The sequence below is a fragment of the Clostridium sp. AM46-21 genome (assembly GCF_003480025.1).
Classification (GTDB): domain Bacteria; phylum Bacillota; class Clostridia; order Lachnospirales; family Lachnospiraceae; genus Coprococcus; species Coprococcus ammoniilyticus.
This window is the reverse complement of the sequence record NZ_QUIB01000004.1, coordinates 157980-184541: the sequence shown is the minus strand read 5'-3', so window position 1 is coordinate 184541 and position 26562 is coordinate 157980. Positions and strand designations below refer to the sequence as shown.

At 41.2% G+C, this 26562-nt stretch carries 28 protein-coding genes and 1 pseudogene; 5 read left to right on the top strand and 24 right to left on the bottom strand.

Features of this window, described 5'->3' with window-relative positions; translation table 11 throughout:
• Nucleotides 1–20: 20 nt before the first annotated feature.
• The 7 genes from DW959_RS04120 to DW959_RS04095 all read right to left on the bottom strand — a co-directional run bounded on the left by DW959_RS04120 (nt 21) and on the right by DW959_RS04095 (nt 4684).
• Nucleotides 21–779 carry an immunoglobulin-like domain-containing protein gene (locus DW959_RS04120; protein ID WP_117822165.1) on the bottom strand — a complete coding sequence of 253 codons (759 nt, stop codon included), beginning with the start codon at nt 777–779 and terminating at the stop codon, nt 21–23.
• A gap of 138 nt (nt 780–917) precedes the next feature.
• Complete coding sequence (locus DW959_RS04115; RefSeq protein WP_117822166.1) at nt 918–1589, bottom strand: hypothetical protein; 672 nt, start codon at nt 1587–1589, stop codon at nt 918–920.
• A gap of 39 nt (nt 1590–1628) precedes the next feature.
• On the bottom strand, nt 1629–1757 hold the full coding sequence (locus tag DW959_RS14810) for a hypothetical protein (protein ID WP_264293243.1): 129 nt from the start codon (nt 1755–1757) through the stop codon (nt 1629–1631).
• Nucleotides 1747–2394, bottom strand: coding sequence for an ATP-binding cassette domain-containing protein (locus DW959_RS04110; RefSeq protein ID WP_117785610.1), 648 nt, complete (start codon nt 2392–2394; stop codon nt 1747–1749). The genes DW959_RS14810 and DW959_RS04110 overlap by 11 nt, the downstream gene beginning before the upstream one ends.
• Complete coding sequence (locus DW959_RS04105) at nt 2391–3272, bottom strand: hypothetical protein (RefSeq protein ID WP_118615448.1); 882 nt, start codon at nt 3270–3272, stop codon at nt 2391–2393. Before DW959_RS04105 ends, DW959_RS04110 begins: the two co-directional genes overlap by 4 nt.
• A complete protein-coding gene (locus tag DW959_RS04100; RefSeq protein WP_117785608.1) occupies nt 3269–3844 on the bottom strand; it encodes a hypothetical protein in 576 nt (191 codons plus the stop codon). Before DW959_RS04100 ends, DW959_RS04105 begins: the two co-directional genes overlap by 4 nt.
• 357 nt (nt 3845–4201) lie before the next feature.
• Nucleotides 4202–4684, bottom strand: a complete 483-nt coding sequence (locus DW959_RS04095) for a hypothetical protein (protein ID WP_117785607.1) — start codon at nt 4682–4684, stop codon at nt 4202–4204.
• Between the two features lie 290 nt (nt 4685–4974).
• Here DW959_RS04095 and DW959_RS04090 point away from each other — a divergent pair, with 290 nt between their 5' ends.
• Nucleotides 4975–5346 (top strand): PadR family transcriptional regulator, encoded by a 372-nt coding sequence (locus DW959_RS04090; RefSeq protein WP_117785606.1) that lies wholly within the window; start codon nt 4975–4977, stop codon nt 5344–5346.
• The gene (locus DW959_RS04085; protein WP_117822167.1) at nt 5318–5785 is read left to right on the top strand and encodes a DUF6120 family protein; all 468 of its coding nucleotides are present in this window, start codon (nt 5318–5320) and stop codon (nt 5783–5785) included. Before DW959_RS04090 ends, DW959_RS04085 begins: the two co-directional genes overlap by 29 nt.
• 103 nt (nt 5786–5888) lie before the next feature.
• Here DW959_RS04085 and DW959_RS04080 read toward each other — a convergent pair whose 3' ends face one another.
• From DW959_RS04080 to DW959_RS04060, 5 genes and pseudogenes are all read right to left on the bottom strand, one after another.
• Nucleotides 5889–6692, bottom strand: a complete 804-nt coding sequence (locus tag DW959_RS04080; protein ID WP_118615446.1) for a sensor histidine kinase — start codon at nt 6690–6692, stop codon at nt 5889–5891.
• The gene (locus DW959_RS04075) at nt 6661–6918 is read right to left on the bottom strand and encodes a hypothetical protein (protein WP_118615444.1); all 258 of its coding nucleotides are present in this window, start codon (nt 6916–6918) and stop codon (nt 6661–6663) included. The genes DW959_RS04080 and DW959_RS04075 overlap by 32 nt, the downstream gene beginning before the upstream one ends.
• A gap of 2 nt (nt 6919–6920) precedes the next feature.
• Nucleotides 6921–7600 (bottom strand): annotated as a pseudogene (locus DW959_RS04070) (response regulator transcription factor).
• 64 nt (nt 7601–7664) lie between these two features.
• The gene (locus DW959_RS04065) at nt 7665–9752 is read right to left on the bottom strand and encodes an ABC transporter permease (RefSeq protein ID WP_117822170.1); all 2088 of its coding nucleotides are present in this window, start codon (nt 9750–9752) and stop codon (nt 7665–7667) included.
• Nucleotides 9742–10515 (bottom strand): ABC transporter ATP-binding protein, encoded by a 774-nt coding sequence (locus DW959_RS04060; protein ID WP_117785600.1) that lies wholly within the window; start codon nt 10513–10515, stop codon nt 9742–9744. Before DW959_RS04060 ends, DW959_RS04065 begins: the two co-directional genes overlap by 11 nt.
• A 358-nt stretch (nt 10516–10873) precedes the next feature.
• Between DW959_RS04060 and hcp the strand changes: the two genes are divergently transcribed.
• Complete coding sequence (hcp, locus tag DW959_RS04055) at nt 10874–12700, top strand: hydroxylamine reductase (RefSeq protein WP_330584349.1); 1827 nt, start codon at nt 10874–10876, stop codon at nt 12698–12700.
• 99 nt (nt 12701–12799) lie between these two features.
• Here hcp and DW959_RS04050 read toward each other — a convergent pair whose 3' ends face one another.
• Nucleotides 12800–13399 carry a zinc-ribbon domain-containing protein gene (locus DW959_RS04050; protein ID WP_021943325.1) on the bottom strand — a complete coding sequence of 200 codons (600 nt, stop codon included), beginning with the start codon at nt 13397–13399 and terminating at the stop codon, nt 12800–12802.
• A 404-nt stretch (nt 13400–13803) separates the two neighbouring features.
• On the opposite strand from DW959_RS04050, the gene DW959_RS04045 reads away from it, so the two are divergent.
• Nucleotides 13804–14262, top strand: a complete 459-nt coding sequence (locus DW959_RS04045) for a DUF2798 domain-containing protein (RefSeq protein WP_117822171.1) — start codon at nt 13804–13806, stop codon at nt 14260–14262.
• Nucleotides 14263–14806: 544 nt separating this feature from the next.
• On the opposite strand, the gene DW959_RS04040 is transcribed toward DW959_RS04045, so the two are convergent.
• The 7 genes from DW959_RS04040 to DW959_RS15025 all read right to left on the bottom strand — a co-directional run bounded on the left by DW959_RS04040 (nt 14807) and on the right by DW959_RS15025 (nt 22668).
• Nucleotides 14807–16444, bottom strand: a complete 1638-nt coding sequence (locus DW959_RS04040; RefSeq protein ID WP_117822172.1) for an alpha-amylase family glycosyl hydrolase — start codon at nt 16442–16444, stop codon at nt 14807–14809.
• A gap of 24 nt (nt 16445–16468) precedes the next feature.
• The gene (locus tag DW959_RS04035; protein WP_117822173.1) at nt 16469–17296 is read right to left on the bottom strand and encodes an adenylylsulfate kinase; all 828 of its coding nucleotides are present in this window, start codon (nt 17294–17296) and stop codon (nt 16469–16471) included.
• Nucleotides 17297–17400: 104 nt separating this feature from the next.
• A complete protein-coding gene (locus DW959_RS04030) occupies nt 17401–19578 on the bottom strand; it encodes an alpha-galactosidase (RefSeq protein WP_117807120.1) in 2178 nt (725 codons plus the stop codon).
• Nucleotides 19579–19593: 15 nt separating this feature from the next.
• The gene (locus DW959_RS04025) at nt 19594–20478 is read right to left on the bottom strand and encodes a carbohydrate ABC transporter permease (protein ID WP_173783791.1); all 885 of its coding nucleotides are present in this window, start codon (nt 20476–20478) and stop codon (nt 19594–19596) included.
• Nucleotides 20475–21332, bottom strand: coding sequence for a sugar ABC transporter permease (locus tag DW959_RS04020; protein WP_347465184.1), 858 nt, complete (start codon nt 21330–21332; stop codon nt 20475–20477). Before DW959_RS04020 ends, DW959_RS04025 begins: the two co-directional genes overlap by 4 nt.
• A 53-nt stretch (nt 21333–21385) precedes the next feature.
• Nucleotides 21386–22450, bottom strand: coding sequence for an extracellular solute-binding protein (locus tag DW959_RS04015; RefSeq protein WP_347475314.1), 1065 nt, complete (start codon nt 22448–22450; stop codon nt 21386–21388).
• A 2-nt stretch (nt 22451–22452) separates the two neighbouring features.
• Nucleotides 22453–22668, bottom strand: a complete 216-nt coding sequence (locus tag DW959_RS15025) for a hypothetical protein (protein ID WP_347475313.1) — start codon at nt 22666–22668, stop codon at nt 22453–22455.
• 212 nt (nt 22669–22880) lie between these two features.
• Between DW959_RS15025 and DW959_RS04010 the strand changes: the two genes are divergently transcribed.
• On the top strand, nt 22881–23723 hold the full coding sequence (locus DW959_RS04010; RefSeq protein WP_021943318.1) for an AraC family transcriptional regulator: 843 nt from the start codon (nt 22881–22883) through the stop codon (nt 23721–23723).
• Nucleotides 23724–23789: 66 nt separating this feature from the next.
• On the opposite strand, the gene DW959_RS14455 is transcribed toward DW959_RS04010, so the two are convergent.
• The 4 genes from DW959_RS14455 to DW959_RS03995 form a co-directional block, all read right to left on the bottom strand.
• Nucleotides 23790–24728, bottom strand: coding sequence for a DUF975 family protein (locus tag DW959_RS14455; RefSeq protein WP_243023329.1), 939 nt, complete (start codon nt 24726–24728; stop codon nt 23790–23792).
• The gene (locus tag DW959_RS14450; protein ID WP_243023328.1) at nt 24677–25300 is read right to left on the bottom strand and encodes a hypothetical protein; all 624 of its coding nucleotides are present in this window, start codon (nt 25298–25300) and stop codon (nt 24677–24679) included. Before DW959_RS14450 ends, DW959_RS14455 begins: the two co-directional genes overlap by 52 nt.
• 4 nt (nt 25301–25304) lie before the next feature.
• A complete protein-coding gene (locus tag DW959_RS04000) occupies nt 25305–25496 on the bottom strand; it encodes a hypothetical protein (protein WP_330584350.1) in 192 nt (63 codons plus the stop codon).
• A gap of 364 nt (nt 25497–25860) precedes the next feature.
• Nucleotides 25861–26115 carry a heavy metal-associated domain-containing protein gene (locus DW959_RS03995; protein ID WP_021943313.1) on the bottom strand — a complete coding sequence of 85 codons (255 nt, stop codon included), beginning with the start codon at nt 26113–26115 and terminating at the stop codon, nt 25861–25863.
• Nucleotides 26116–26562 lie beyond the last annotated feature (447 nt).

Below are 26562 nucleotides of genomic sequence, written 5' to 3'. Positions count from 1 at the left end.
AAACCGTTTCCCTGCATTGTTTATTTTATCTTAAATGATACATACTTGTTGCTATATCCAACATACAGACGGTACTGACCTTTCTCTAACTTTGAAAGATCATACCGGCCTGCCAGATTGAATGTCCAATACTTGCAGCTATGTGCCGGAAGAACATATCCCTCTGATATCGTTATATTCTTTTCGTCTACCTTCTTCCATTTGCCATTTTCATATTTTCTGAGTTCTCTCATATTGCTGAATGTACGTTCTTTATTTGTTCCATTGTACAATACATAAGTAACTACCATATACTCCGGATCAAATTCAACAAGTTCTGTTTTCACAGCTTTTCCCTTGTATGCAGAGGTTGATTTCACAACCTTGATCTTCAGCTTATAAACAACCGTTTCTGATGATGTTCTGTACTTTGCCTGTAAAACTACAGAACCTGCCCTCTTGCCTGTTTTAATCTGCATACCATTCTTCGTTTTTACAACCTTGGCAATTTTCTTATCGGATACTTTCCAGTCTGCCTTCCGAAGCTTATTTGATACACCATATACAGCATGCAGGTTATCAAAACTTACCTTTGTGTTTGTACCCATCCATAATTTCCATGCATGTGTTGTAACACCTCCATGCACATTATTTCCGCACAATACTGCCTCTGTTGTCTGTTCCGCAGCCTGTACTCCATCATTCGTTTTGATACCCGCTGCATTGCTGTTGATACCTGTTGTTATCACCATGGCAAAAACCAACAGGATACCAGTTAAAGTTTTTAATACATTTTTCATTTGATTTCCTCCTTCATATTGGGTTCTTTTTTATATACTATACTGTATGCCGACTCCGCCAACAACCCTCCTTTGCATAAAACGGACAAATATTGCAGAAAACGGACAAATTCAACTTCGTTTATACAAAATTGCTCCCTATTCCCTGCCAAATACATCTTTTTTCCGGACAATGATATAGCCGATCACCCACAAAGCAATGATCCAAATGGTCAGATACAATAATCCAAACCTGACAGACAGTGCATCTGCTCCATCACTACTGAAAAAACGGGTGATCATAGCATATCCATGCGGAAGATAACGACTGCCATAATAACTGCTTACGACCAACATCATAAATACAACAACCATACCTGCTGAACTGCTGTACTGTACTGTAAGTATCATCTGAAGAAGAGACTGTATGATTCCAACCATTAATGGTAAAACAAGCAGATTCACAAGCAGATCTGATGCCCCGACTCCTATAAAATCTGTTCCGTATATCATGTTAGCCAATGTTATATGATCCCTGAATGATATCTCTCCATACCGTGCCCACGCATACGCAAGTGTTCCAAGCCATGCACATGCAAAATACAGAAGATTCACACAAATACACCAGACACATTTCGAGCACCACCAGATTGAACGTTTCCTGCTCTTAACCATCATATACATACCAAATCCATGCATATCCTGCCGGATATAATCTCCAACACAGAACATCAGACACAGATACAGCATAAACCACGTCATTGGAACCTCAAATGAATTATTGCTTCCTTTTGTAAATACAAAAGGACTCTGTCCCTGAAACAGATTCAAACCATATTCCCATATTGACAGGTTCTGTCCATACCACTGCTAGAAGTACTCGCCAGCTTGATCGACCATCCCACAGGCGATCGCACCAATCAGCACAGCCAGAATATATCGTCCAATATATTTTACCAGCCCCTGCCGGATATCATGTTGAAAAAACTTAACGATCATTCTCCGTCTCCTTTATAAGCCTTCCCTCTGACATATAAATTTTCTCATCTGCTAGATAATCCATTTCAGATTTATCATGACTGGCAACGATAATGATACGGTTTTCAGCCGAAAGCCCACGAATAATTGCACGGATCTCCTGCACTCCATCTGTATCGATCGCATTGATCGGTTCATCTAACAAGATCAGTTCCGGACTTCCCATGATCGCTGCTGCGATTCCAAGACGCTGCCGCATACCAAGTGAATACTTGTAAAATTTTCTCTTATCATCCGGATCCAGTCCCACCTGTTCCAGCACCCGGCGTACTTCTGCCTTATCGACATTTTTCTGAAGACCAGCCAACATCTCCAGATTCTGTTTCCCTGTATAATCATTTAGAAATGATGGATTCTCAATCAACATACCAACACTTTCCGGAAATGAAATATCTTTACCAAGCACTTTATCCTTGATCCGTATAGTTCCGGAACTTGGATAGATCAGGCCTGCTATTAAACGCATCAGCATAGTCTTGCCACATCCATTCTTCCCGCATAAGCCGTAGATCCTGCCACCAGAAAATGTATAATTAATATCATCCAGTACGATAGTTCCCTTTATCACTTTTTTCAAATTAGTAATTTCTATTTTCATTCCATTGCTCCAGTTCTTAATACATCTTTTTTATAGTTACTTGCAGCAAACAGCACTATAAGGATCAGAAACATTCCTGACATTGATAAGAACAGAGAATGCCAGGTAAGCTTCATGCCTTGTTGTGCAGGATTTGGGATCAGACTGATATTATATGCATTTATATCCGGGATCAGATTGTGGATTCCATAATACATACAGCAGTTAAACATCAGTGGCAGGATCATCAATACAAACCGGTTGTAACAGAATTGTGTGATTGCCAGCGCCATCAGTGCAAATAAACCGCCATAGATAAAATCTATAAAAATATACCATGCTGCATACAACGCCGGTGCTTCATACACAATGTCACCCAGAAGTGCCCGTCCCGGCACAACCGACTGTAATGCCATTGGGTCTGTTCCAATAATCGGCATAAAACAGGCAATCGACAGAAAATTAACAAGCAATGGTATTGCTATCACACATCCTCCACTTACAAATGCTGCAATTTCTCTGGCTGTCAGATACCTGCGTCGTCCACATCGTATGATCATCTGCCCGGCATACCCATTGTTCCATTCAGAAAACAACTGGCTTCCATATGGAAGTACTGCCAGAAATGGCAGCAACAGATAGAATAGCTGATTGCAGGGCGACAGCAGCTCTGTTCCTAACCATCCATCCAGAACACCGATCTCATACCAGTATCCATATTCCTTATCCATTTCCCCCAATTCCGTAACCTTTTCGTATTCAACATTATTCGGAGCGTACACATTTCTGTAAATCCACACTGTATGGTACAGACTGATCAACAATCCAACCATCAGTGCAATATAAAACCCCTTTGTCCGGAACGCTTTCTTTAATTCCAAGCTTACAACCTGTCTCACTGTTCTCCCTCCATTTCAATATCTGTGATCTGTAATCTGTTTTTCACCGGATATGTTCCGAGAACCATCTCATATATCACCTGATTATTCTCCACCTGTTCCCATTGTTCCTTTGTCAGGTTCGCCTTATATATTTCATAAGGAATATAAAGGGTATCCCCCGATACAAATGTTCCATCCGATAATGACGGATTCAGATCACTGAAAAAGAATGGATCAAATTGATTAAATACATGGAAATACTGAATTGAAGGCATCGTTTCCAGCACATTCTGGTCCTGAATCTTCTCCACTGTATATGCGACCATCAATAACTTCGTATTTTCTCCTGTAAGCTGCGATTCCTGATAACTCTGATATTCTGGATGTTCTTTGAAATAATCCTCATAATTCCATAAAACAGCGTCTTTGATCTGATAAGTTAATCCTCTGTATGTCAGATTTTCTCCCTGTGCGATCACATTCTGTTCCGGCAGTCTGGCATGTGCAGTTACATAACAGATCCGGGCTCCAATTATTAAAAACACAGCAATTGCCAATACAATACCTGCTATTTTCTTCTTTTTATTCACTTCGTCCTTTTTCCTTTCATCCTGGCAGATATCTGATTTATTACCTGCATAAATAAATGAATAAAGATGGTCTCCTGTCCCCCGCAGAAAACCATCTCTTTCATAATGCTATGAGTCAATCCTGGTAAAGATATGCTTTGTATTCTTGTTCACATTAAATGCTGCTCAGTCGTTATATATTCTCCATAAATTCATGACAATAGGTAGATAGATTTAACTGAATAATTAAATTATTAGCTTCATGAGCAACAATTTTTCCAGTTGAAATAGGAATCTAGTTAACATCCTTTTACAAACTGTCCATAACTTTTTCACCTTTTAATTCTCGTTGAAAATATATTTTAGAATATTTTTCTTCTATTTCAATACTGTATATGATCCAGCACAATCTGGACTCCATACACCTTTTGCTACACCTGACCCCGAAAGTGACTTAAAACCTAGCTTGGCATAAGAATACTTTAATTCATTTACATAGTTAGTCATTGCATACTTTCCCATTCCATTTATACCATAAAAACGTTTCCTGTCTCCATCCAATCTACCCGCAGGATATTTCTTTGCACTATCGCCAGTGCATCCATAAACCCCTACTGAAATTGCACTAAGACCAGACCCATATGTTAGACTCCAGTAGATATAAATTTTTGAATTAGTATCCTTTCTCCTTTTATTGGTATATTTTACCTGCGTAGAATTTTCATCTAGCACGGCCTCCCATTTTGTATCCGATGTATTAGCTGCACTTGATACTGACTCCGATATTCCCATACCAGTTAAAACAAGCATACCAGCAATTGTAGCAAGAATTATTTTGTTACCAATTCTTTTTTTGATCATTATTTTATTCTCCTCCTGATTGTATAAACTATGAAAAACTTTTTACATGTTTTCCACGCTGCCACGATACCAGTCAAAGCCACATACAAGCATAAACTTCAACTTATAATTCGTGTAACATTAAGAAGCGAGAAGGTTAATCGTCATCTCCCCCTCATACCCTATACAGTTTTGCTTTATCTATATATTAATAACACAAAGTGTATATGTCAATAGTATTTTAGTTTTTCTGTATATTTACAAAATAAATGATATATGTTATATTAAAACCTTGAAATTGAGGTGTTCTAATGGATCGAAAAAGCAACTTTCGACGTGGATCCGTCGAACTAATGGTCTTACATCTGTTAAGCTTACGGGATTACTATGGATATGAGCTGACACAGATCATAAGACAGGAAACGAATGGCGTCATTGATATTCCGATTGGTTCATTATACCCGGCATTATACAAATTAATTGATGCCGGATATATCTCTGATCATAAGGAACAAGTGGGAAAAAGAATGATTCGTATATACTATCACTTAGAGGATAGCGGGAAAACACGATTAGATCTTTTGTTACATGATTACTACCAGACCAATCAGGCAATTCAGGACATTTTAAGATTTAATGGAGATGAACAAACAGATGAACACGAAGAAAAAAGGGGAAATTAACAGGTATATGCGCAAAGTGCGCCATCTGTTGCCTACCATGCACAAAGCAGAACGTAAATTTATCACCAACTTACGCCAGGATATAGAAGAAATGGCTCAGACCAGATCTTCTATATCCTATGAGGCGTTAGTAACTGAATTTGGTGACCCACATGAACTTGTAAACAATTATATTTCTGAAAAAGACATTGATACAATTCGAAAAGAATTACATATTTCACATTATATTAAATCACTTGTTATCACAGGCATTCTTGCGATTTTACTGGTAACCGGATTCAAGATGTTTCTTGCTCATCTGGACTATCTGCATGCTCAGGAAAGCCAAATTGCATATGACACCACAGTAATAGAAGAATTGGAAACATCCTCAGCAGAAGAAGCACTAGAACCATCTGATATATATGATGATACAACAGCAAATGAAGAGGAACATTAATCCAACTCTGTCATGTTCCAAAACCGGAACATTATCTTAGAGAAAAGCAAGGAAACCAAATGAAAATCCCAACTTACAGGATTCCCATTTGGTTTCTTTACTTTTATTCTTCTACCACCGGAAAATATACTTTTATCTCACAGCCGCCTGCAGTTTCATCAGAGGAAACATCCAGTTCCACATTTAGGTCATGTGCCATTTCTTTTGCAAGATAAAGTCCCATCCCGGTTGCTTTCTTCCGCCTGTCACCGGAATCTCCGGTAAAGCCTTTCTCAAATACATACGGAAGATCGCAGGCTTTAATACCCATGCCATTATCCCGGACAGATAAAATAATCTTCTCATGTTCTCTGATACAGGAGATCCGGAGCTGTTTATCCTTTCCTTTGCTGTATTTGATTGAATTACTGATAAACTGTCCAAGCATAAAAGCAAAGCCACGTTTATCGGTAAATAATGTGTTCTCCTTTATATCAAGCTGAACCTGTATCTTCTGTTCTTCTAACAGTGGTGTGAAATCCTCCAGCACTTCTTTTACACAGGTTTCCGTATCGACCGACTCAAACCTGTAATCTTTTCTCGCCCCCTTTAAACGGGCATAGTATAACATCTGGTCGATATATCTCTGCATCTGACAGTTGATCCGGTCAAGCTTGCATACCACATCTTCTGACAGCTCGTCTCTGTGATTGTCCAGCATAAATGTCAACAGGGCAAGCGGCGTCTTTACCTCATGCGCCCATGCTTCCACATATTCCTCATAATCATTTAGCTGTAACTTCGTCTGTGCGCATTGATCCATCTGTTCATGTAATATCTGACTGAAGCTTCTGATCTCTGCCTGCAGATTCTCCGCATCATGAAACAGTTGTTCCTCATGATAGATCCGGCACTGCAAGGAATTCATCAAATGCTTTCTTCCGTTTTCTCTCTTTCTTTGCCAGATAAAGAACAGCCGTTACAAATACCAGCAGGCTGAACAGAATTACCGATATTGCGATCACCTGAAATGCCTGTGCATCGATCAGCCATAACAGCAGGATACTGAGCAGATCAAGCAGTCCGATGATCCCCAGCCAGAATCTATTCTGTTTTATGATCTGTCCGATCTCCTTTATGGATATATGTTCCATCTCTACCTCTCCGATGTCTGTCCGACAAAACGATATCCGACGCCACGCACAGGAATGATCTGCTGTGGCATATCAAGATTTGCCATTGTCTTTTTCAGTCTTGTAAGATTCACCTGTAAGGCATTTTCATCGATGATTCTGCCGTTCCCCATAAGGCGATACAAAGCTCTTCTTTCGTCACAATATCCGATCCGTGCTCTAAGAATATCTCAAGAATCTTTCCCTGATTCTGCGGCAGGATAACAGACTGGTTATGAATGTATAAAGTATAGGTCTGGCGGTCAAGGAGAAATCCATTTCCTTCCAAAAGGTTATTTCTTCCCTCGTACCGTTTCAACACATTGGATACTCTGGCGAGCAGACGTTCTTTTCTGCACGGCTTCGTCAGGAATTCATCTGCGCCCAGATCCAGGGCATGCAGTTCATCCTGAAGTTGATCCCTCGACGTCAGAACCAGAACCGGTATGGAGCTTTTCTGCTTCAGTTCCCGGCAGATCTGGAATCCACCCATGCCCGGCAGATTCAGATCGAGCAGCACCAGATCCGGGGATGCCGCAAGAATAGCTGCTGCCGCATTCTCAAAATCCGTGATACCGCTGGTCTGATAGCCCGCCTTCTGCAATATAGCTTCCAGTTCTTCCCGCATCATATCTTCATCTTCTACCACTGCTATATGCTTCATATCTACTCCTCATCTATCAGTCAAGGTTTCACGCCATCGCCATTGATCTTCATCTGCTCTGAATCTACTCCTCACGTTCCGGTACCATCAGTGTCAGAAGATACCGGTTGCTTGACCGTTTTACAAATGCCATATAAATGCATTCTACCACACAGAGCAACAAAATCATAGCTGCAGCAAGCAGCATGGCATCTCGGATACTATTTGAGATCATACCGGAAACCAGTGTAAGGACGGCGCGCACACCGAAGATACTGCTGATGCCTGCAACGACAACCGGCATACCAAAGTACCAGTTGATCTGTTTTCTTGCGGAACGGCAGAGCAGTTCATAGGTTGCTCCAAGCCGGATCAGTGTCTTATATCTGCGGCCGGATTTCTGCTGTCCCATCAGGAACTGTACCCCGATCACAGTATTTGCAATGATCAGGAAAATGATCGCCAGATAGATCGTGATATAACTTGCTGCTACGATATAGAACATCCGGCGTCCCATATTTTTCAGATAACTTTCATATTCAATATTTTTTGCTGCAAAATCGATCTGCGCAAGTTTATCATTCATCTGCATGACCGACTGAAGCAGGTTATCTCCCTTGACCTTTGACTGATCCAGCACACCATTCAGATAGATCGTGCTGTCCCATGTATATTTGTCAAATATTTCATCCGGCACGATCAGGGCAAAGGATAATGTAATTGCCCGGTCGGTAATAAGCGGTGTGTTCTGTATCTTACCGGTCAGATACATCTTATGATCCAGATATGCCACCTCCGGGCGGTCTGCCAGAATATCATTTATATTCTGATTCATACTATCCGATGTAAATTCCAGACTTTTAAATACTGCCGCCTCATCGTCTGACAATGCAAGAGGTTCTTTCCCTGCAAGTTCGAGTACATGATTATATCCGCTCAAAGAGATCAGATATGGATATGACACATATTCCAGATTGTTAAGCAGAATATCTTTATCCTCTGAATCCGGCAGTTGTTCTACCCGGCTCATAACGGATGACAGATCAAATACATCATAATCATCATTTGCACCCGGAATAAGATGACCGACCCGCACCTCAAACAGATCGGAAAAATCCTGTTCCAGTCCGTTGTCTGTCAGAAGCTTTTTTACATTTTCCACACCCTGTTTCTGATCTTCTTCGTAATTTTCAAATGTATAATCCATGATATGGATATTTCCCTTTTCATTTCCATAGGAAAATGCGATCACAATTCCTGCTCCAAAACAGCAGAGGGCTGCAAGGATCAGAACGGAACTGATCGATAAGGTACTGGATTTTCTTATGACATTTTCCTGCACCTGACGGAAATTAAATACCCGAAGGGCAGCTCCCCCATGGCTGTGTCTTACCAGACGGTCGATAAAAAACCGCATGCCATAGAATAAAAGCAGCATACCGACAAAACCGATCAATACTGTCTCAGACATCTTACAAAGTGTCGTCCATGATATTCCTCCGATCGCCATGCTGTATGCCACAGCCAGGCAGATAATACCGAGGACGAAGCTTACCGCATAGACACCAGCCGGGAACTGCTTCTTTGTTCCCTCCGGTGTATCAACTAATAATGCACCGATCTCCTGTCCTGCGATCTTCCCGCTTAAGATCAGGAATGCAACCAGCTTGATCACAAAAAATCCAACAGCAGTTATTATGATTGCCTGAATGGAAAATGTTACCTGATGTCCGACGATACCAAGTCCTACACATTTGGCTGTGATCAGACTGATCAGTTCGGATAATAAAACAGCGATCGGAAGTCCTGTTATAAGTGCTGCCAGACTGCTTCCTATATCTTCTGCAAGAAGCATCCCGAAAAGTTTGCTTCTCCGCATTCCCATCATCAGGTAAACACCAAATTCGTGTTTTCTTCGTTCCAGTTGGAATTTGCTTGCATAGTAGATCAGGAAGAATAAGATCACCAGTGTCATTACAAAAAATGCAGGTATGATCTGGAACAGACGATCTACCGCATCACTCTCCATTTTCTTAAGGAATACCATAACATCCTGTGAAGAAAGTGACAGGATAATATAGAATGCCACGATGGATATTACTAACGAAGAGAAAAACAAACCGTTTTCTTTTCTGTTTCGTTTACTGTTTTTTCGGATCAGTTTAAAGAACATTTGCGCTGCCCCCTCCCAACTGTGCCATGACCTGCAGGATTCTTTCATAGAACTGTTGCTGTGTCTCTGCGAGCAGATCCCGTCTTAATTCATGGAAGATCACGCCATCCTGAATGAACAGGATACGCTTGCAATAGCTTGCTGCATTGGAATCATGCGTTACCATCAAAACAGTTGCCTTCTCATCCCGGTTCAGACCGGCTAATTTCTCCATTAAGGCTTTAGCATTTCTGGAATCAAGCGCTCCGGTTGGTTCATCTGCCAGAATGATGCCCGGATTCAGGATCAGTGCTCTGGCTGCTGCCAGTCTCTGCTTCTGTCCGCCTGACATCTGCGATGGGAACTTATCCAGTACCTCGGTGATCTCCAGATATTTCGCTAACTGCTCCAGACGCTTTCCGCCCTCTGCCTCCGATATGTTATGAATCGACAATGGAACCATGATGTTCTCACGTCCGGTCAGATTATCTAGCAGTTCAAAATTCTGGAACAGGTATCCGATCTCCTTGCCACGGTATCCTGCCAGCTTCTTGCCCTTCAACCTCTGGATCTCTGTACCCTTCATCCGGATCTTGCCGCTGTCCGGCTGGATCACTGTTGCGATACAGTTTAATAACGTTGACTTACCGGAACCGCTGCTTCCCATAATTCCTAAAAACTCGCCCGGCATCACCTGAAATGTGATTCCGTTCAATGCCTTTGTCTGGTTCGGTTCCTTTCCATAATATTTTTTCAAATCTTCTATCTCTAATAATGCATCCATGCTGCCGCCTCCTTGTACTTTCTTAATTGCTGTTGTTTGACTTCTTGGGGTATCATGGTTTCCTTCGCTCTCTCATACCCGCTGCTGCCCGGCTCCTGTGGGTATCATAATTTATTTCTTAATTTCATACCCACCATATCTGACAATATTTATACTATCAGATATCTTCCTCAAATAACACTTACACTGAATGAAAGGTTTCGCCTGTATAATTCCAGAAATACACGACAATAATATATATGTTTAAAAAGATAATTGCAGTATTAATACAGTGCATATACATGAACAGCATGCCTTACCAGCACAGTATATATGCACTTCCGCAATCATCAATAAAATTCCATCAGGAGGTTATCCCATGTCAAATATGTTTTGTTTTCAGTGCCAGCAGACGGCTGGCAATAAAGCCTGTGTGAATACCGGAGTCTGCGGTAAGCAGCCCTCGACATCCAATCTGCAGGACGAATTAATCTGTGAACTGATACGACTTGCCGAAGCAGCCGAGCTTACAAAGAAATCCATACAACAGAAAAAAGAGACAGATCCCAAACTTCTGTCCCGATACCTGAACAACCGAAAATCCGCTGACCGTCTGCTGATCGATGGTTTATTTACAACACTTACAAATGTGAATTTTGATGATAAATCAATCAAAGATTACATCAACGAAGTGCAGAAAAACCAGAAGGATATCATGCGCTGTATGCCTACAGACATATGTCACATATCAGATATCGCATACAAGAACTTCCCGACTACAGATATGAATTCACCAACTGCAAATATGAATTTCTCAGATACAAATATGAATTCACCAACTACAAACAGTAACTTCTCAGATACAGATAAGAATTTATCAACAGCAAATATCAATCCTCTGACTTGTGGATTGAAAGATCCACATGATATACCGGTAATCAGCCTGTGGGATGGTACGGACGATATCGTGTCACTCCGCTCCACGTTATTGTTCGGCTTAAAGGGAATGGCGGCGTATGCGCATCATGCAATGAATCTCGGCTATCAAAATGATAATGTAACAACCTGGTTCTATAAGGGCTTGTGTGAAGTGAACCGCGAACACTCGGTAGAAGAATGGATCGAGCTTATTATGGAATTTGGAAAAGTGAACTATCAGTGCATGGAACTGCTCGATAAGGCAAATACCGAATCCTTCGGCACACCAACGCCGACAAAGGTTCACACCGATATCCGAAAGGGACCTTTCATCGTTGTATCCGGTCATGATCTCCGCGATCTGGATCTGCTCTTAAAACAGACCGAAGGAACCGGTGTCAATGTCTATACACATTGCGAAATGCTTCCGGCTCACGGCTATCCAAAATTAGCCGCCTATAAGCATCTTGCCGGTAACTTCGGAACTGCATGGCAGAGCCAACAGACGGAATTTGATAATATCCCTGCACCCGTCCTCTTTACAACCAACTGCCTGATGCCGCCACGCCCCAGCTATGAGGATCGCATCTACACTACCTCTGTTGTCGGCTATGAAGGAATGGTGCATATCGAGGGAACAAAGGATGGCAAGAAGGATTTTACTCCGATCATCAAGCATGCCCTAAAGCTGGGCGGCTATGAACACGATCACAGCATGAGCGGTATCAATGGCGGTCATATCCTGACAACAGGATTTGCTCATGGCGCAGTCCTCTCCCATGCAGATAAACTTACAACCGCCATCAAGAATGGTGATATCAAACACATCTTCTTAGTTGGCGGTTGTGATGGTGCCCATCCGGGCAGAAATTATTATACGGAATTTGTAAAACAGACTCCTATGGATTCTCTCGTTCTGACACTTGCCTGTGGCAAATATCGGTTCAACGATCTCGACCTGGGTGAGATCGATGGAATTCCAAGGATCTTAGATATGGGGCAGTGTAATGATTCTTACAGCGCGATCAAAGTTGCCCTTGCACTGGCAGAAGTTTTTAACTGTGATATCAACAAACTTCCTCTGACCCTCGTTCTCTCATGGTATGAACAGAAGGCTGTCTGCATCCTTTTAACTCTGCTTGCACTCGGTGTCAAAAACATCTATCTCGGTCCAACCCTTCCGGCATTTATGACAGAAACCGTTGTCCGTTTTCTGGTTGACACCTACAACCTGCAGCCGATCACGGCTCCTGAACAGGATATGGATGCGATCCTCGGGCGCAGCTAAACAGTCAGTCGGCATCATCCCATTCCGGCAACAGCTTCATCACACATTCCGGCAAACATCAGAGCTTCATCACACATTCCGGCAAACATCAGTGCTTTATCACACATTCTGGTAACCACCACAATAAGGACAGCGGCTGGCATATCCGGTTGCTGCCTTATAAGAAGCACCGCAGTTCGAACATCGGACTGCGATCAGGTGAAGCTGTTCCGGATCGATCGGCTTGTTGTCCATCAGCTCTTCTTCTCTTCTGAGCCGTTCTCCACGGACAGAAGCAGGATCATAACTGTACTTACCATTGTATTCATAGATATCGATCGTCATTCCGATCGGGAACATGGAATCCGCTCCTCCACTGATCGAAGTCGGCAGGATCACTTCCCGCTCGATACCATAATTATCAAAATAATGCACCTTTACATTTAAAGGAAATCTGCCATTTACCATATAAGATGTATTTTTTACATAACCATAAATCTTCGCTGTATACTTTTCACCATGTACACGGATCATTTTCTTGTTATGGAGCATAACAAGGATCGTCACGATAAAACATAATCCAAGTACCACAAACATTAATGGAATTAATATAAATGCCCCGGGCTTACCAAATGCAAATAAAAAGATCAATGTCATAAAAAGCCCTATTCCTGCAAAACCCACTCCGACAATCATACATATCTTCTGTGCACTGTTCATATCCATCTGCCTCCCACATAATGATCATAACTATGATACTAGCATCTACCCATTTATAAGTCAAACAAATCCATGTATTATTGCGTATACAATTATCTGTTTTCACCTATGATATTCTTTATACCTGCATATGAAATTTTATAAATTTGAATATGAAATTTTCACTTGCATTTTTACTAAAAGCTTAGTATAATGACCGACGTTGTAAAAATTGAAGAAAAAGCTTTGGTATAAAATTGGAAACGACACAAGTGTGCTCCTGATATTTCACCTCGTTTGCCGACGGATGAGCATATCACTTGATAACGAACAACACATGTGTCTTTTTTGTGCTTATTTTTAAGATATTTGCAGTTTTGGTTCTGCATTTATTCAGATTATTTATCAAAAAGGAGATTTATTTTATGCCAAAAACTTTATTTCAAAACATTGTTTTCACTTTAATGATGTCTTTTCTTATGGTCTATGCCATGATCTGCTACAACATTTCCCTAAACACGGGTGGAATGTCAAACTCCGTTTTCTTAGCCGCCTTTCATGAGCTTATCATCATGTGGCCGGTTGCCTTTTTACTTGAATTCCTGTTTGTAGATAAGGCTGCACATGCTCTTGCATTCCGCTTCGTGAAGCCGGATGACCGCCCGATCATCATCACGCTTGCAATTTCTACCATGATCATCTGTATTATGTGTCCTTGCATGAGCCTTGTTGCCACTATTTTATTCAAGCATGCCGGTCGTCAGTTTGCAGCCGTGTGGCTCCAGACCACCTTCTTAAACTTCCCGGTAGCTTTCTTCTGGCAGCTTTTTTACTGCGGTCCATTTATCCGTCTGATCTTTCGCAAGATTTTTCCAGAGAAATAAGTCTGTATAAACAATGGATTCGAGCAATCCGAGCAGGCTGGCACTTCCTACATATGATCCGCTTTATTTTCTATTCGGTTCGCACGCTTATTCATCAGCAGTCGCCCAAACTCGTCCTTACGGACTCAAACATGGGCTTGATGCTGATAGCTAGTGCAAACCTCATAACGAAAATACGCTAATATCATATGTAGGAAGTGCCAGTCTGCCCGGATCACCCGAATCCATTATTTATATTATGAAATTAGAGAATCCCCTCCGACAGATGGTTATATGCGTAACGTTTTACCTGTATTTCTTATATGGTCATCAGACGTTTTCTAACTATGACATTTGCGAAGATTTCGTTGTGAGCTGCATATTGCCAGTAAATACGTGTGCCTGTTCGAGCTCAAAGAGCGAGTTGGCACAGGAGTATTTACGAATCAGGCATATGCAGCAAACAGAAATCATAGCAAGTCATAGTAAAAAACGGCTGACTGCCAGATAGGAAATACAGATAAAGCCCCATATGTATAACCATCTGTCGAAGGGGATTTACACATTACGACTGCCAGACCAGGTTACCGGATGGATCAAGAGCCTGAATCCGGTAGGTATGGGCTTTAAGGTCTGCGGACAGACGGGCAAGATAACCGTCCTTTTTCCAGGTGATATAAATACGGTTATACATCTGGTCCGCCGGTACTTCTGCAAAATGCAAAACATTTTCTGCCTGAGCGGAGATCTGCGCTGCAGGCTTTGTCCGGATTGTCATTTCCGCATCAAATCCAAATGCCGGAAATTCTTTCCGGAATTTCAACATTTCAAGCTGCTTTTTTACGACCTCCTTTTCAAGGCCTGACTCTATATCTTTTTGTGAAAGATTCGTCCGGTTGATCTCTTTATGTCCACCTGCACCCGCACGCTTCACTGCCTCATAATCATTAGATCCGGCAAACAGATCCAGATACCAGACCTGAGGTTTTCCGGGCATAAATATCTGTAATGCTCTGGCTAATAACAATGCCTGTTCATTTTCGCCAAGTGCATTATAATATGTCGTATTTACCTGATAATACATCTTTTTATTACCGTGAAGATCCTTTACAAAACCACCACGATCCACAAGCAGTCGGATCAGATCTTCAATCCTGTTGTCCGGCAACAATCCGGCAAGATCCAATACCGGTATTCCATCATGGCATCCAAGCATATTCACAGTATGAATATTCTCTTTTATCTGTTCCTTTGCCCACTGCTCCAGGTAAGAGCCATCGCCTCTGTAAAGAGCATCCAGGATCAATCCCGGAAGGAAAAAGTCATATGTCAGATATCCCTTCTCTGCTATCATCTTATACTTTTTCTCTTTATATCCGGCATGAATCTCCGGAAGAAGACGGATTCCATATGGTTTTGCAAGCTTATGGATCTGTTCAAGGAATTCCCATGTCTCCGGTTCATTTAAGAAATTGGCGCGTCCCGGTGCTTTTGGGGCATATGCAAATGCATCCAGACGGATTATCTTCGCTCCGTAACCTGCCAGTTTTTTTATGGTTTCACGGTAAAAGTCCCAAACCTTTTCTGATTTAATATTGAGATCCATTTGTCCTAAATATCTGGTATGATAATCATCAGTATCCCGAATCTCCTGATAAAACGTATTCCAGTATGGAATCCGACTGCCATCTGCCATTTCCACCATCAACAGAGGTAATCCCGGTTTGCGGAAGAACATTGGATCCAGATACTTCTGTTCCGGTTGTATATAGCCGTCTTCTGTCATTTCTCCACAGTTTTCCCAGAATGTATTCCAGTTAATAAAAAAGTCACGATATTCCGATTGACTGCCATTCTCCAACAGATCCTGAAACTGTGGCGACTGTACAGACGCATGGTTTAACACAAAATCCAGCTTCAGATCTATATTCTGTCTACCCAACCGTAATAGTGCCTTTTCAGAATGAAATGTCTCCTCAAGATCATAGTCGATTACAGAAAAACCACGATCCAGATCAGAATGGTAAATACTCGGTAGTATATACATTGAGGAAAATGCATCTGCAAATCCATCTCTTTCAAATAAATCCGCAACAGCTTCCAGATCTCCGCCAAGACTGTCCGGATACAGATTCAGCATTGGACCATTTTCAATTTTATTTATATCTGTCATAGTTGTTTCTTCTATCTCTGTTTTCCTCATATTCTATAACCTCCTGTTCACTTACTATTCCGTATAAATCCTGCCATGCATATCCTGAATGATATCTGCCCGATCCAATCCATCATTAATCTTCTTCTGCTCAATTCTTAATACTCTGGCTACAAAGGGACTGTCAATGGCAGTGTCACGATTCCTCTTCTTTCGGTTTTCAAGTGTTTCTTCCGGCGTACTGATCAATACAACAGATACATCCACCCCCTGCAGGTATGCACTGTTTCCATGTGTCCATTCAAGGATCAGAATATCTGTATCTGATACATCCCTGCGATCATACCAGATATCATCCGGGGTTCTTCCCATATGACGTAGCAGCAGTTGTGAGGTTCCTCCATGAAACTGCATGAGAAGATTCGATATAGCTTCATAATCCAGTTCCTGATCCGTACCCAGATAGTCTATAAGAGCCTTGTCTCCATACTTCTGATATATGGATAACCACTGCATGTCCTCTTGTTCTTCTGCATCCCTTCCGGCTTTTTGAAGCTCTAATAATTTTTCTTTTATTTCATCTGTATATAGCCTTTCAGTTATAAGTCCATTTAACCCGGACATACGAAATCTCGCAATTCGTTCTGCATCATTATATATGGGAATCCGATGCGGATAATTGTCCCCGCTTATAATAAGTGATTTCTTTCCCTGTTTTTCAAACATATTTTGAAGTAAGAAAGCCATTCCGGTCTTACCAACACCAGAACCTCCGGATACCGATATGACTGTTTTTTTCTCTTTTCTTTCTTCTGTTTTTTTCCGGATCAACGGAAATAATCGTTCTGCGTTTTTGATCTGTTCCTGTGCCAGATCCGATACTGTAATTTCTTTCGTATCCATCTGTCCGTCACCTCATTTCTGATCATCTTATATATCTTTTATTCTATTGTTTTTGCCAAACTCCCCGATCTCTGCAAACAGAAACCGGGGAGTCCTATTTATTCTTATTCTACTGCATCAAGCAGGATCTGATAGCTTGGATAATTACCGGATACTACCGTAAACGGCATACCGAGCTCCATCAAAGCAGCTCCTGAATAAACAGTACCTGTTTTCTTATCCCGATAGGAACGTTCCGGCGCAAGCCCTCTCAATCGAATATAAAATACAGGATGATTACCATGTGTATTTAATAAAACAGCACCTACAACTGCATGTTTTTTTTCTTCATCGACAGACATCCATGCTCCATATTCCGCCTCAAACGGATTACTTAATCTGTAATAATCCCCTTTTAAAATAACCGGTGCTGCTTCATGATAGGTTTTGATCTGTTCACGGACTGCCGTCTTATCTTCCTCAGATAACTTTCCAAGATCCAGTTCATATCCGAATGCACCTGTCATGGCAACCACACCTCTGGTCTTCATGTCCGTCACTCTGCCGGTCTGATGATTCGGCACCGCAGATACATGGGCTCCCATCGTTGATAAAGGATAAGCAAACGATGTACCGTACTGGATACGGATACGGTCAACGGCATCTGTATTATCACTGCACCATATCTGTGGTGTATAATACAGCATACCCATATCAAACCTTCCGCCACCGCCGGAGCAGCCTTCCCATAACATATCCGGAAATGCCTGCGTCAGACGTTCCAGCAGGTCATATACACCAAGCATATAGTCATACATTACATTTCCCTGCCATACCATACTGTCGGAATATATATCACATAAGCTTCGATTCATATCCCATTTCACATAATTGATATCGCCCTGCCTGAGGACAGCTGCAATCTGTTCATAGATATGATCCACCACCTCCGGATTTGCAAAATCAAGTACAAGCTGATTTCTGCCGTGTACCGGATGTTTACCGGGAACCTGAATTGCCCACTCCGGATGTTTTCTGTAAAGATCACTGTTTTCTGAAACCATCTCCGGTTCTATCCAGATACCAAACTGAACACCTTTGTCATGAACCCGTTTTGTCAGCTCCGTAAGAGAACAGCCCAGCTTATCTTCATTTACAATCCAGTCACCTAGGGATGAATTATCATCATCTCTTGTGCCAAACCAGCCATCATCCATGACCAGAAGCTCTACACCAAGTGCTGCAGCCTGCTCCGCAAGATTAACGATCGCTTCACCATTAAAATCAAAATAACAGGCTTCCCAGCTATTTACAAGAACCGGACGGATCTGATCTTTATATTTCCCGCGACAGATATGCTCTCTCACCAAATGATGCATCTGATTGGATAGCTGTTCCATTCCATACGCTGAATATGACAGAACTGCTTCCGGGGCATAAAATGTCTGCTCCGGCTTTAATTGATAGGAAAAGAAATCCTCCTGAAGACCCATAACCAGACGGATCTGATCAAACTGATCTAATTCTACGCTTCCTTCAAAGCTTCCACTGTACACCAGTGATACACCATAACAGGCTCCGGCGGTCTCTGTTGTGCCATGTTCCGCAAGGATCATATATGGATTATACTGATGTCCGGACGTACCACGATTACTTCCGATCACCTGTCTGCCATGTGTTACCGGTGTTCGCTGCATATTCCGTTCCATTGCATGCCGTCCATAAAATGTCAGTACATCATAATCTCCATACAAAAGATCAAGACATGCGCTGGAAAGCTTCTCCAGATAGATTTCATTCTTTCCGACATTTGTAACTTTTACACTTCTGGTTATTACATCGCAGTCAGGTAATACGCCATATAATAATGTTACCTCTACACCGACTCTTTCGTCCTTCAGATATATGCACAGAGTCTGTGCAGCTTCAGAATGTGCTGCCGGAAGTCCCGGGAGATCATACTTACCATCCTGAATCTGATATCCTGTATAGCGAAGATCAAGTGCCATACAGCCATTTGCTTCACGGATCTTTCCTGCCGTTGTTCTGTAATCACCGGTTCCAAGAACAGGGAATTCCTGAGGAAGTGCATCTAGGGAATAAGTACGATCGTTTCCAAGATCATATGGATTTCCTGAAAAACCTCGATCATAGTAAGTCAGTATATAATCCATTTCCGAATCCAAGCGTTTTCCGTAATACAGATGAAGCAAATAATCATGTGTATCGGCCATCATCTGATAAGTGGTATGTTCCGTATGGAGAGAAAATATTCTTTTCTCTTTGTTATATATAATAGCCATAAATTAAGTCTCCTTTTATTTTACTGCTCCGTTTGCCACACCTGATATGATCTGTTTCTGACAAATAATATAGAAGATCAGAATCGGAAGTAACGCTAACAGATAAGATGCAAAAGCCAGATTGTAATTTGTTCCAAACTGAGTCTGGAAATTCAGCTGTGCAAGCGGAAGTGTATTCTGATCACCGGACATAATTACAAGCGGTGTCATAACGTCATTCCATGTGCCAAGAGCTGTAAGGATCGCAACCGTTGCATGCATTGGTTTCATATTCGGGAAGATGATCTTCCAGTAAGTCGTCCATGTAGTGGCTCCGTCAACACAAGCTGCCTCTTCCAGTTCAAGCGGAAGATTATTCAGATATCCTGCATATAACATTGTGTTCATCGGAAGATAAAATACTGTATAAAGTAATACCACACCAATCATATTTGCCAGTCCCATTTTTGCTGTCTGTTTTACAAGCGGCATCATCAAAATAGCAAATGGCACGAACATACCACTGACAAGATAAAGATAAATTCCATTATAGATCCGATTCTTTTTCTTGCTTCGTCCAAGTACATAACCGATCAGGGAATGTATTACGATCGATAATGCGATAGTTGCCAGTGTGATAAATAAACTGTTACCGAGAGAATGCCAGAAATCTGTTACCTCCATAGCTTCCTTAAAATTACTCAGACTCCAGTGCTGTGGAAGAGATAAGATTCCATGGATATCATTTGTCATCTCAGACGGCTGCTTAAATGCGATCATAACCGTCATATATAATGGGAACAGGATGGTTATAAGACCAAGGATCAACAGAATCGTAACCCCGATATTATATCGTTCTTTTCCTGTCTTAATCCCCTTTTCTTTATATTCTTTTCTGATCTGTCTCTGCGATTTTTTCATAACTGTTCCTCCTTCTTACCCAGGAAACGCATCTGTAATACAGATATCACTACGATTACTATAAAGAACACGACTGCATTTGCACTCTGGAATCCAAACTGTCCGCCACTCATACCATTGTTGTAGATCAGGTAGGAAATGGATTCTGTGCTCTGCGCAGGACCACCCTTTGTCAATGACATGATCTGGTCAAATACCATCAGGAAGTTCTTCATACAAAGGACTACATTAATTGTAAAAAACGGAAGGATCAGCGGAAATGTCAGATAACGGAATTTTGCAAATCCGGTTGCACCATCTAAAGATCCTGCTTCGTATACATCTTCCGGAACTGTCTGAAGACCGGATATATAAATGATCGTATTCATCGCGATCGACTGCCATGCACATACTACTGCGATCGCAAGCCAGGCCGTTTTAGAACTTGCCAGCATACTGTTTCCCTCAAAACCGAGCATGATTGCAATCTGTGGCAGAATATAAGTAAAGAAATAGTTAAAAATATAACCAACAACCAGACCGCCTAAGATATTTGGCAGGAAATACAGTCCACGAAGACCGCTCTTAAAACGAATCTTGCTGTTTAATGCCATCGCAAGGATCAGGCTGACAACATTTACGATGATCGTTGTTACTATAGCCAGTCTAAATGTAAACAGATAGGATGAACCAACTCTGGCATCATGAAAAAGATCAATATAGTTTCGAAAACCAACCCACTCATAGCTGCCATACCCACGGAAATTGGTAAAGCTGTAAATCGCACCCTGAATCAAAGGCAATGTGTTGAATGTAAAGAACAATGCTACGATAGGAATTGTGATCAACATAAATGTTCTGGATTTCCCGGACATTTTCTTTTTCTTTTTAGCAAACTTCATATCTTCTGTCTTTTTTGTATCCATTTCTATTCCTCCTCTCCGGAATGCTCCTGCTCATATTTGCGAACCTTTGTGATCAGGTCACGATTGTACCGTTTCCATTCCGTATCAAATTTCTTCAAAAACGCTTCTGTATCTCCATCTAACAGATAAGTCTGAATCAATGCATCTACTGCCATCTCAGATGGATAAAAATGATCCTGATAATCAGTCACGATTCCGTTGTCCAGATATTCCTGCATACCGTCTAACATAGATGCAAGCTTGAAATCACCTTTCTTACAAGGTACTGCATTCTGATTGTCTATATAGTCCTGTACATTTTCATCCTCTAACAGGAAACGGAGGACTTCATAGGCTGCTTCCTTATTCGGACAGTCTTCCATCACGCAGAACTGAAGGTCTACACCGGATGTCAGAACCATGTCATCCTTATTGTTAGAAGCCGGGAATACAAATGAATCAATATTGATATCCGGATTTACTGACTGGATCTGTGGTACAGCATAGCTTCCGATCATATACATTGCTGACTCACCTTTTGCAAATGCTGTACAAGCATCATTATAAGAATATGCAACCGGATTGGCTTCTCCATACTGAAGCAGGGTTTTCATTTCTTCCGCAACCTGAACATACTGATCGGAAAATGTCGTTTCTCCCTTATTAACATCCTTACATACGGTCGAAGATGTCAATGAAGCTACTGCACTGTTCCATGGAGAAAGACAGGTCCATGTATCCTTGTAGCCCATATAAAACGGAAGAATTCCTTCTGCTTTAATCTCATCACATAATGCAAGAAGCTCATCCCATGTTTCCGGGATCTTCCAGCCATGCTCCTCAAACATATCCCGGTTGTACAGGATACCGGCAGCATTTGCCACATATGGAACACTGTATGTTCCTTCTGTTGGAATAAATTTCAGATTCTCACAGATCGTCAGATAATTTTCCTTTATATCTGCCAGTCCATCAAAATCAGAAATATCCATCAACATATCGGCATCAATAAAATTCGAATAATTGATGTCACCGCCAATACCAATGATATCCGGATTATCTTCACGAACAAATCTGGTCTTCAACACCGTCATTGCATCGTTCGGAGACTGATCTTCAATTCAATATCATCATGACTGGCATTAAACCGTTCCTCAACTTCTTCAAAATAAGAGGTTGCTTCCGGCTTGTACTGTACCAGTTCGATCACTGTTTTTCCGTCTTTATTATTCTTGCCACACCCCGCCAGTAAGCAGAAACCAGTCATCATTGTAAGTACAAATAATAGTTTTTTCCCTTTTAGCATAAATACATTTCTCCCTTCTTTTATAATATGCTTTTTTAAGTTATTTTCATTCTAACATATCATAATGCTTGTTAAAATATCGTAATAATTCCATTTTTATACCAAAATGCATTATTTTTGTCTCACTATTGCATTTATCTAGCATTTTGGTATATAGTAAAAAACAGTAGAGTTTATATTGTGTATTTGTTCTAATTTTGGGAGGTTTTTTTATGCATGAATACCTTTTTTCTATATTTCCAAATGAGAAATTTATAGATCTTGGACTATACCAGTACGGATGGGAACGCTGTGCACCGGCCCATCAGTTCGGTCCGGCTGCCAGAACCCACTATCTGTTTCATTATGTCATCTCCGGAACCGGACTTTTAATGGCACAGGACAAAAAAGGAGAGACTAGAAATTATTCGATCAAAAGCGGACAGGGCTTTCTTCTGTATCCGGGACAGATCAGCACCTATATCGCAGATGAGACAAACCCATGGGAATATACCTGGCTGGAATTTGATGGATTACGGGTAAAAGAAGCACTGGACATTGCCGGTTTTTCAAAAGACCAGCCCATCTATCATGCTACCTCAAAGGAATACCGGGAAATCATGATGAACGAAATGCTCTATATTGCCAATCACCCAAACGAACCGCCATTTCACCTGATCGGTCATTCCTACCTTTTTCTGGATGCACTCACCCGTTCCACCGCCTCTACCCAGATGATAAAAACCGGTAAAATGAGCGATTACTATATAAAAGAAGCAATCAACTTCGTAGAGCAGAATTTTCCTTATGACATCTCTATCGAAGATATAGCTGCCTGTTGCGGCATCAACCGCAGCTATCTGGGAAAGATATTTCATGATTCCATTGGCAAAACGCCACAGGAATTCCTGATAAACTATCGGATGTCCAAAGCAACAGAGCTGCTGAAAATGACTAAATTATCAATTGCAGATATAGGAAATGCAGTCGGCTATCCAAACCAACTGCATTTCTCAAGAGCTTTTAAAAATATATATGGTGTCTCCCCCAAAAACTGGCGGGACCAGAATCACTAACATAGAAACCCCTCCGGCAGATGATTATATATATGTGGTTTTATCTGTCGGAGGGGATTCGTTTCCTTAGTTATAGGTTCCACCTACGCCGGATCCGGCATTGAAGCCAAATAACGCACAACAGATCAGGTCGATGATAAAGACCGTGCTTAAGACAGCGCAGATCAGGATCTGTGTTTTCCGGCTCTTCTTATGCATAAAGCGGCTGAGCTTCGGCGCCGCGATATAGACACCGAACAGACTTCCGATGCCAAATGCAAGTAAGCCGACCAGACAGATCCTTCCATTTAAATTCAGGAAGAATTTCTTATAATTCCAGTAGTGGGAATTAAAGAAGAAATCCAGGATCCAGCTTGCGATATATTCGAGCACGCCACAGATACCCATAGACATCAAGAATAATTTCAATTTATCTGCCTTAAATCGGTCTAACAGGAAGATGATAACGACACCTCCGACACCATAGATTGGAAGCCACGGTCCATACATTGTTCCACGATTTACAAGCTCATGATCTCTGACGATATGGAGCATAACCTCCCACACCCAGCCGACAAAACAGAATGAGAAGAAGAAAAAGATGAAATCCGTCAACCGGTATTCACTCTTAATCTTGATTCCCTTTGGTACTTCTACTGCTGCATCCTGCAAGAGATATACCGGCACAGCAGTTTCTATACCTTTACAGTATGGTGCTCCGTCAAATGCACGCTCAACAAATGCTTCACTGTCTATTCTCTTTCTAAGATGAAAATACATCTCCACGTCGATCTCTACATCAAACGGTACTGCTACTAACAGACCGGCAATCGGAACAAGCTTTAACAGCATAACAGGAATGCATGACAGATCTGTTACGAACATCTTCCATTTGTATCCATTTGTCATTTCTTTGGATAAAGCTTTTGCCTCTTTCCAGCTAAGTGTCTGATTCTCTGCAACCAGATACGGAATCATCCGGTACTGATAGAATTTGTATATACCACCGACGATCGTAAGATCCATAAGAACAGAACCACCTTATATACGAACATCGTCCAGATCAATCTCAATAAATGTTTAAAATGAAATGGTGCAAACATACGGTTGATTGATACTTTATCACTGTACCGGCACTCCATCGCATACCGATTCTTTCCAACGATGGCTGCACTCTGAATAAAGAAATGCACGATCATCATAATAAATGCGGATAACAGAAGTGCAATGATCACTTCTCCGGTATTACGTTCCAGATAGGCGGCATTTGCGCCTAACAGCTTAATGATCCATGTCTGACTCTTGGAAGCAACATCGATCAGTCCGATCACAAAATCCGAATGTATAAACGGAACATCCTTTACAATCGGTGTATTTACAGCATAGTCTTTTAAGATTTCCACGTTACTTGCTACATGCGAAGTATCCAGTCCGATTGCCTTGTCAATCCCATTTACAAATGTCGACTGTGCAAATTCATCGACACCTAAAAATGCAAAGATGAAGCAGACTGCAACCAGTGCAAGCCACGCCATCGTTCCACGCTTAAACACCGTGTTCCACGCGCCTTTTCTCAGTTCTTTTCGATTCCAGTTCATATTCTTATGCTCTCCTCCAGCTCTGCTTACTGTATAATCTCATACTGTAACAGCTCGTAGTGCAGCTTCGTTCCCTCTGCGATCCCATTCGGCAGCAAGGCTCTTGCAACCAGCTTATCTCTTCGGAACCATCCAGATTCTGCAGATGCGCATATTCTCCATCAATCTGTTTTACAATATAATCACAAACTAACATTTCCATATCTCCTATCAAAAGCGTTAGCCTGATTATACTATCTCTTTCGACAAAATTCTATCTTTATATGCAATTTGAAATTTACAAAAAAACTTCGCAATCAAAATAAACTGCCTGTACGCATACATTTAATCATTAGACAAATATATCCACCCGGAAAAGAATTCAATGCATTTTTCGTTATAAGATACACATTGTCAACAAATGCGGGTGTATGTCTGAGCCCAAAGGGCGAGTTCACACAGGAGCATTTGTGAATCAGACATGTGTATCGAATAGAAAATGCATTGATATTTTCAGAGTGGATATATCTGTCTAATGTTATACTGCTTATAAACAGTTTATTTTGATTGCGAAATTTTTGCTACTTTCCAAAATGGAATAAGCCCTTTTTCTCATATGGCTCACTGGTTGCGGAAAGCATCTCATAACCGATATCCTTGATTGCCTTCTTTGCAGCCTCAGTATCGATATTGTCCTCGCTGATGATCACCGTTTCCCCGCTCTTGGCAGAAGAAGTTACCTTTTTTACCTTGAAATTCTTACGGATCACATCATTCATGTGGGCTTCGCACATACCACACATCATTCCATCAATTTTTAAAGTTGTCTTTATCATCTCAATTCCTTCTTTCGTATTCATTATGTCGCATTTAATATATACCCCACATGGGTATATGTCAATTCTGTTTCTATTATATTGAGAATTAATTATCGCTTAATCGGATATTACTTCACAAATCACTTTTTGAAAAATCATGCTGTATAAAAAGGAAAAACCGGCAGTCCCTAATCTGCCGGTCATCACCGATATCCCCACATCGGTCTCACGCTCTTTTCTTTATACTAAATTCCCAAATGCACTGATCTATTATCGATCATAGTCAAATTATATCACCCTGCACCACTTTTTGTACACTAACCAAACGGATAGTATTTGCCATTTATTTCATTTATTTTTATCTTTTTTACCTCTTCTTATCGAATCAAACATACACGCACTGTCCAATTTGCGGGTTGTATTTTTATATAGTTCTGATTAAAATAGAAAAAAAGAAAGGAGCAC

Bases quoted from the DNA above. Each gene is read 5' to 3' on its own strand.
- DW959_RS04120 (WP_117822165.1), bottom strand. From the start codon at position 779: ATGAAAAATGTATTAAAAACTTTAACTGGTATCCTGTTGGTTTTTGCC.
- DW959_RS14810 (WP_264293243.1), bottom strand. From the start codon at position 1,757: ATGATCGTTAAGTTTTTTCAACATGATATCCGGCAGGGGCTGGTAAAA.
- DW959_RS04110 (WP_117785610.1), bottom strand. From the start codon at position 2,394: ATGAAAATAGAAATTACTAATTTGAAAAAAGTGATAAAGGGAACTATC.
- DW959_RS04095 (WP_117785607.1), bottom strand. From the start codon at position 4,684: ATGATCAAAAAAAGAATTGGTAACAAAATAATTCTTGCTACAATTGCT.
- DW959_RS04090 (WP_117785606.1), top strand. From the start codon at position 4,975: ATGGATCGAAAAAGCAACTTTCGACGTGGATCCGTCGAACTAATGGTC.
- DW959_RS04085 (WP_117822167.1), top strand. From the start codon at position 5,318: ATGAACACGAAGAAAAAAGGGGAAATTAACAGGTATATGCGCAAAGTG.
- DW959_RS04080 (WP_118615446.1), bottom strand. From the start codon at position 6,692: ATGAATTCCTTGCAGTGCCGGATCTATCATGAGGAACAACTGTTTCAT.
- DW959_RS04075 (WP_118615444.1), bottom strand. From the start codon at position 6,918: ATGGAACATATATCCATAAAGGAGATCGGACAGATCATAAAACAGAAT.
- DW959_RS04065 (WP_117822170.1), bottom strand. From the start codon at position 9,752: ATGTTCTTTAAACTGATCCGAAAAAACAGTAAACGAAACAGAAAAGAA.
- DW959_RS04060 (WP_117785600.1), bottom strand. From the start codon at position 10,515: ATGGATGCATTATTAGAGATAGAAGATTTGAAAAAATATTATGGAAAG.
- hcp (WP_330584349.1), top strand. From the start codon at position 10,874: ATGTCAAATATGTTTTGTTTTCAGTGCCAGCAGACGGCTGGCAATAAA.
- DW959_RS04050 (WP_021943325.1), bottom strand. From the start codon at position 13,399: ATGAACAGTGCACAGAAGATATGTATGATTGTCGGAGTGGGTTTTGCA.
- DW959_RS04045 (WP_117822171.1), top strand. From the start codon at position 13,804: ATGCCAAAAACTTTATTTCAAAACATTGTTTTCACTTTAATGATGTCT.
- DW959_RS04040 (WP_117822172.1), bottom strand. From the start codon at position 16,444: ATGAGGAAAACAGAGATAGAAGAAACAACTATGACAGATATAAATAAA.
- DW959_RS04035 (WP_117822173.1), bottom strand. From the start codon at position 17,296: ATGGATACGAAAGAAATTACAGTATCGGATCTGGCACAGGAACAGATC.
- DW959_RS04030 (WP_117807120.1), bottom strand. From the start codon at position 19,578: ATGGCTATTATATATAACAAAGAGAAAAGAATATTTTCTCTCCATACG.
- DW959_RS04025 (WP_173783791.1), bottom strand. From the start codon at position 20,478: ATGAAAAAATCGCAGAGACAGATCAGAAAAGAATATAAAGAAAAGGGG.
- DW959_RS04020 (WP_347465184.1), bottom strand. From the start codon at position 21,332: ATGTCCGGGAAATCCAGAACATTTATGTTGATCACAATTCCTATCGTA.
- DW959_RS15025 (WP_347475313.1), bottom strand. From the start codon at position 22,668: ATGCTAAAAGGGAAAAAACTATTATTTGTACTTACAATGATGACTGGT.
- DW959_RS04010 (WP_021943318.1), top strand. From the start codon at position 22,881: ATGCATGAATACCTTTTTTCTATATTTCCAAATGAGAAATTTATAGAT.
- DW959_RS14455 (WP_243023329.1), bottom strand. From the start codon at position 24,728: ATGGATCTTACGATCGTCGGTGGTATATACAAATTCTATCAGTACCGG.
- DW959_RS14450 (WP_243023328.1), bottom strand. From the start codon at position 25,300: ATGAACTGGAATCGAAAAGAACTGAGAAAAGGCGCGTGGAACACGGTG.
- DW959_RS04000 (WP_330584350.1), bottom strand. From the start codon at position 25,496: ATGTTAGTTTGTGATTATATTGTAAAACAGATTGATGGAGAATATGCG.
- DW959_RS03995 (WP_021943313.1), bottom strand. From the start codon at position 26,115: ATGATAAAGACAACTTTAAAAATTGATGGAATGATGTGTGGTATGTGC.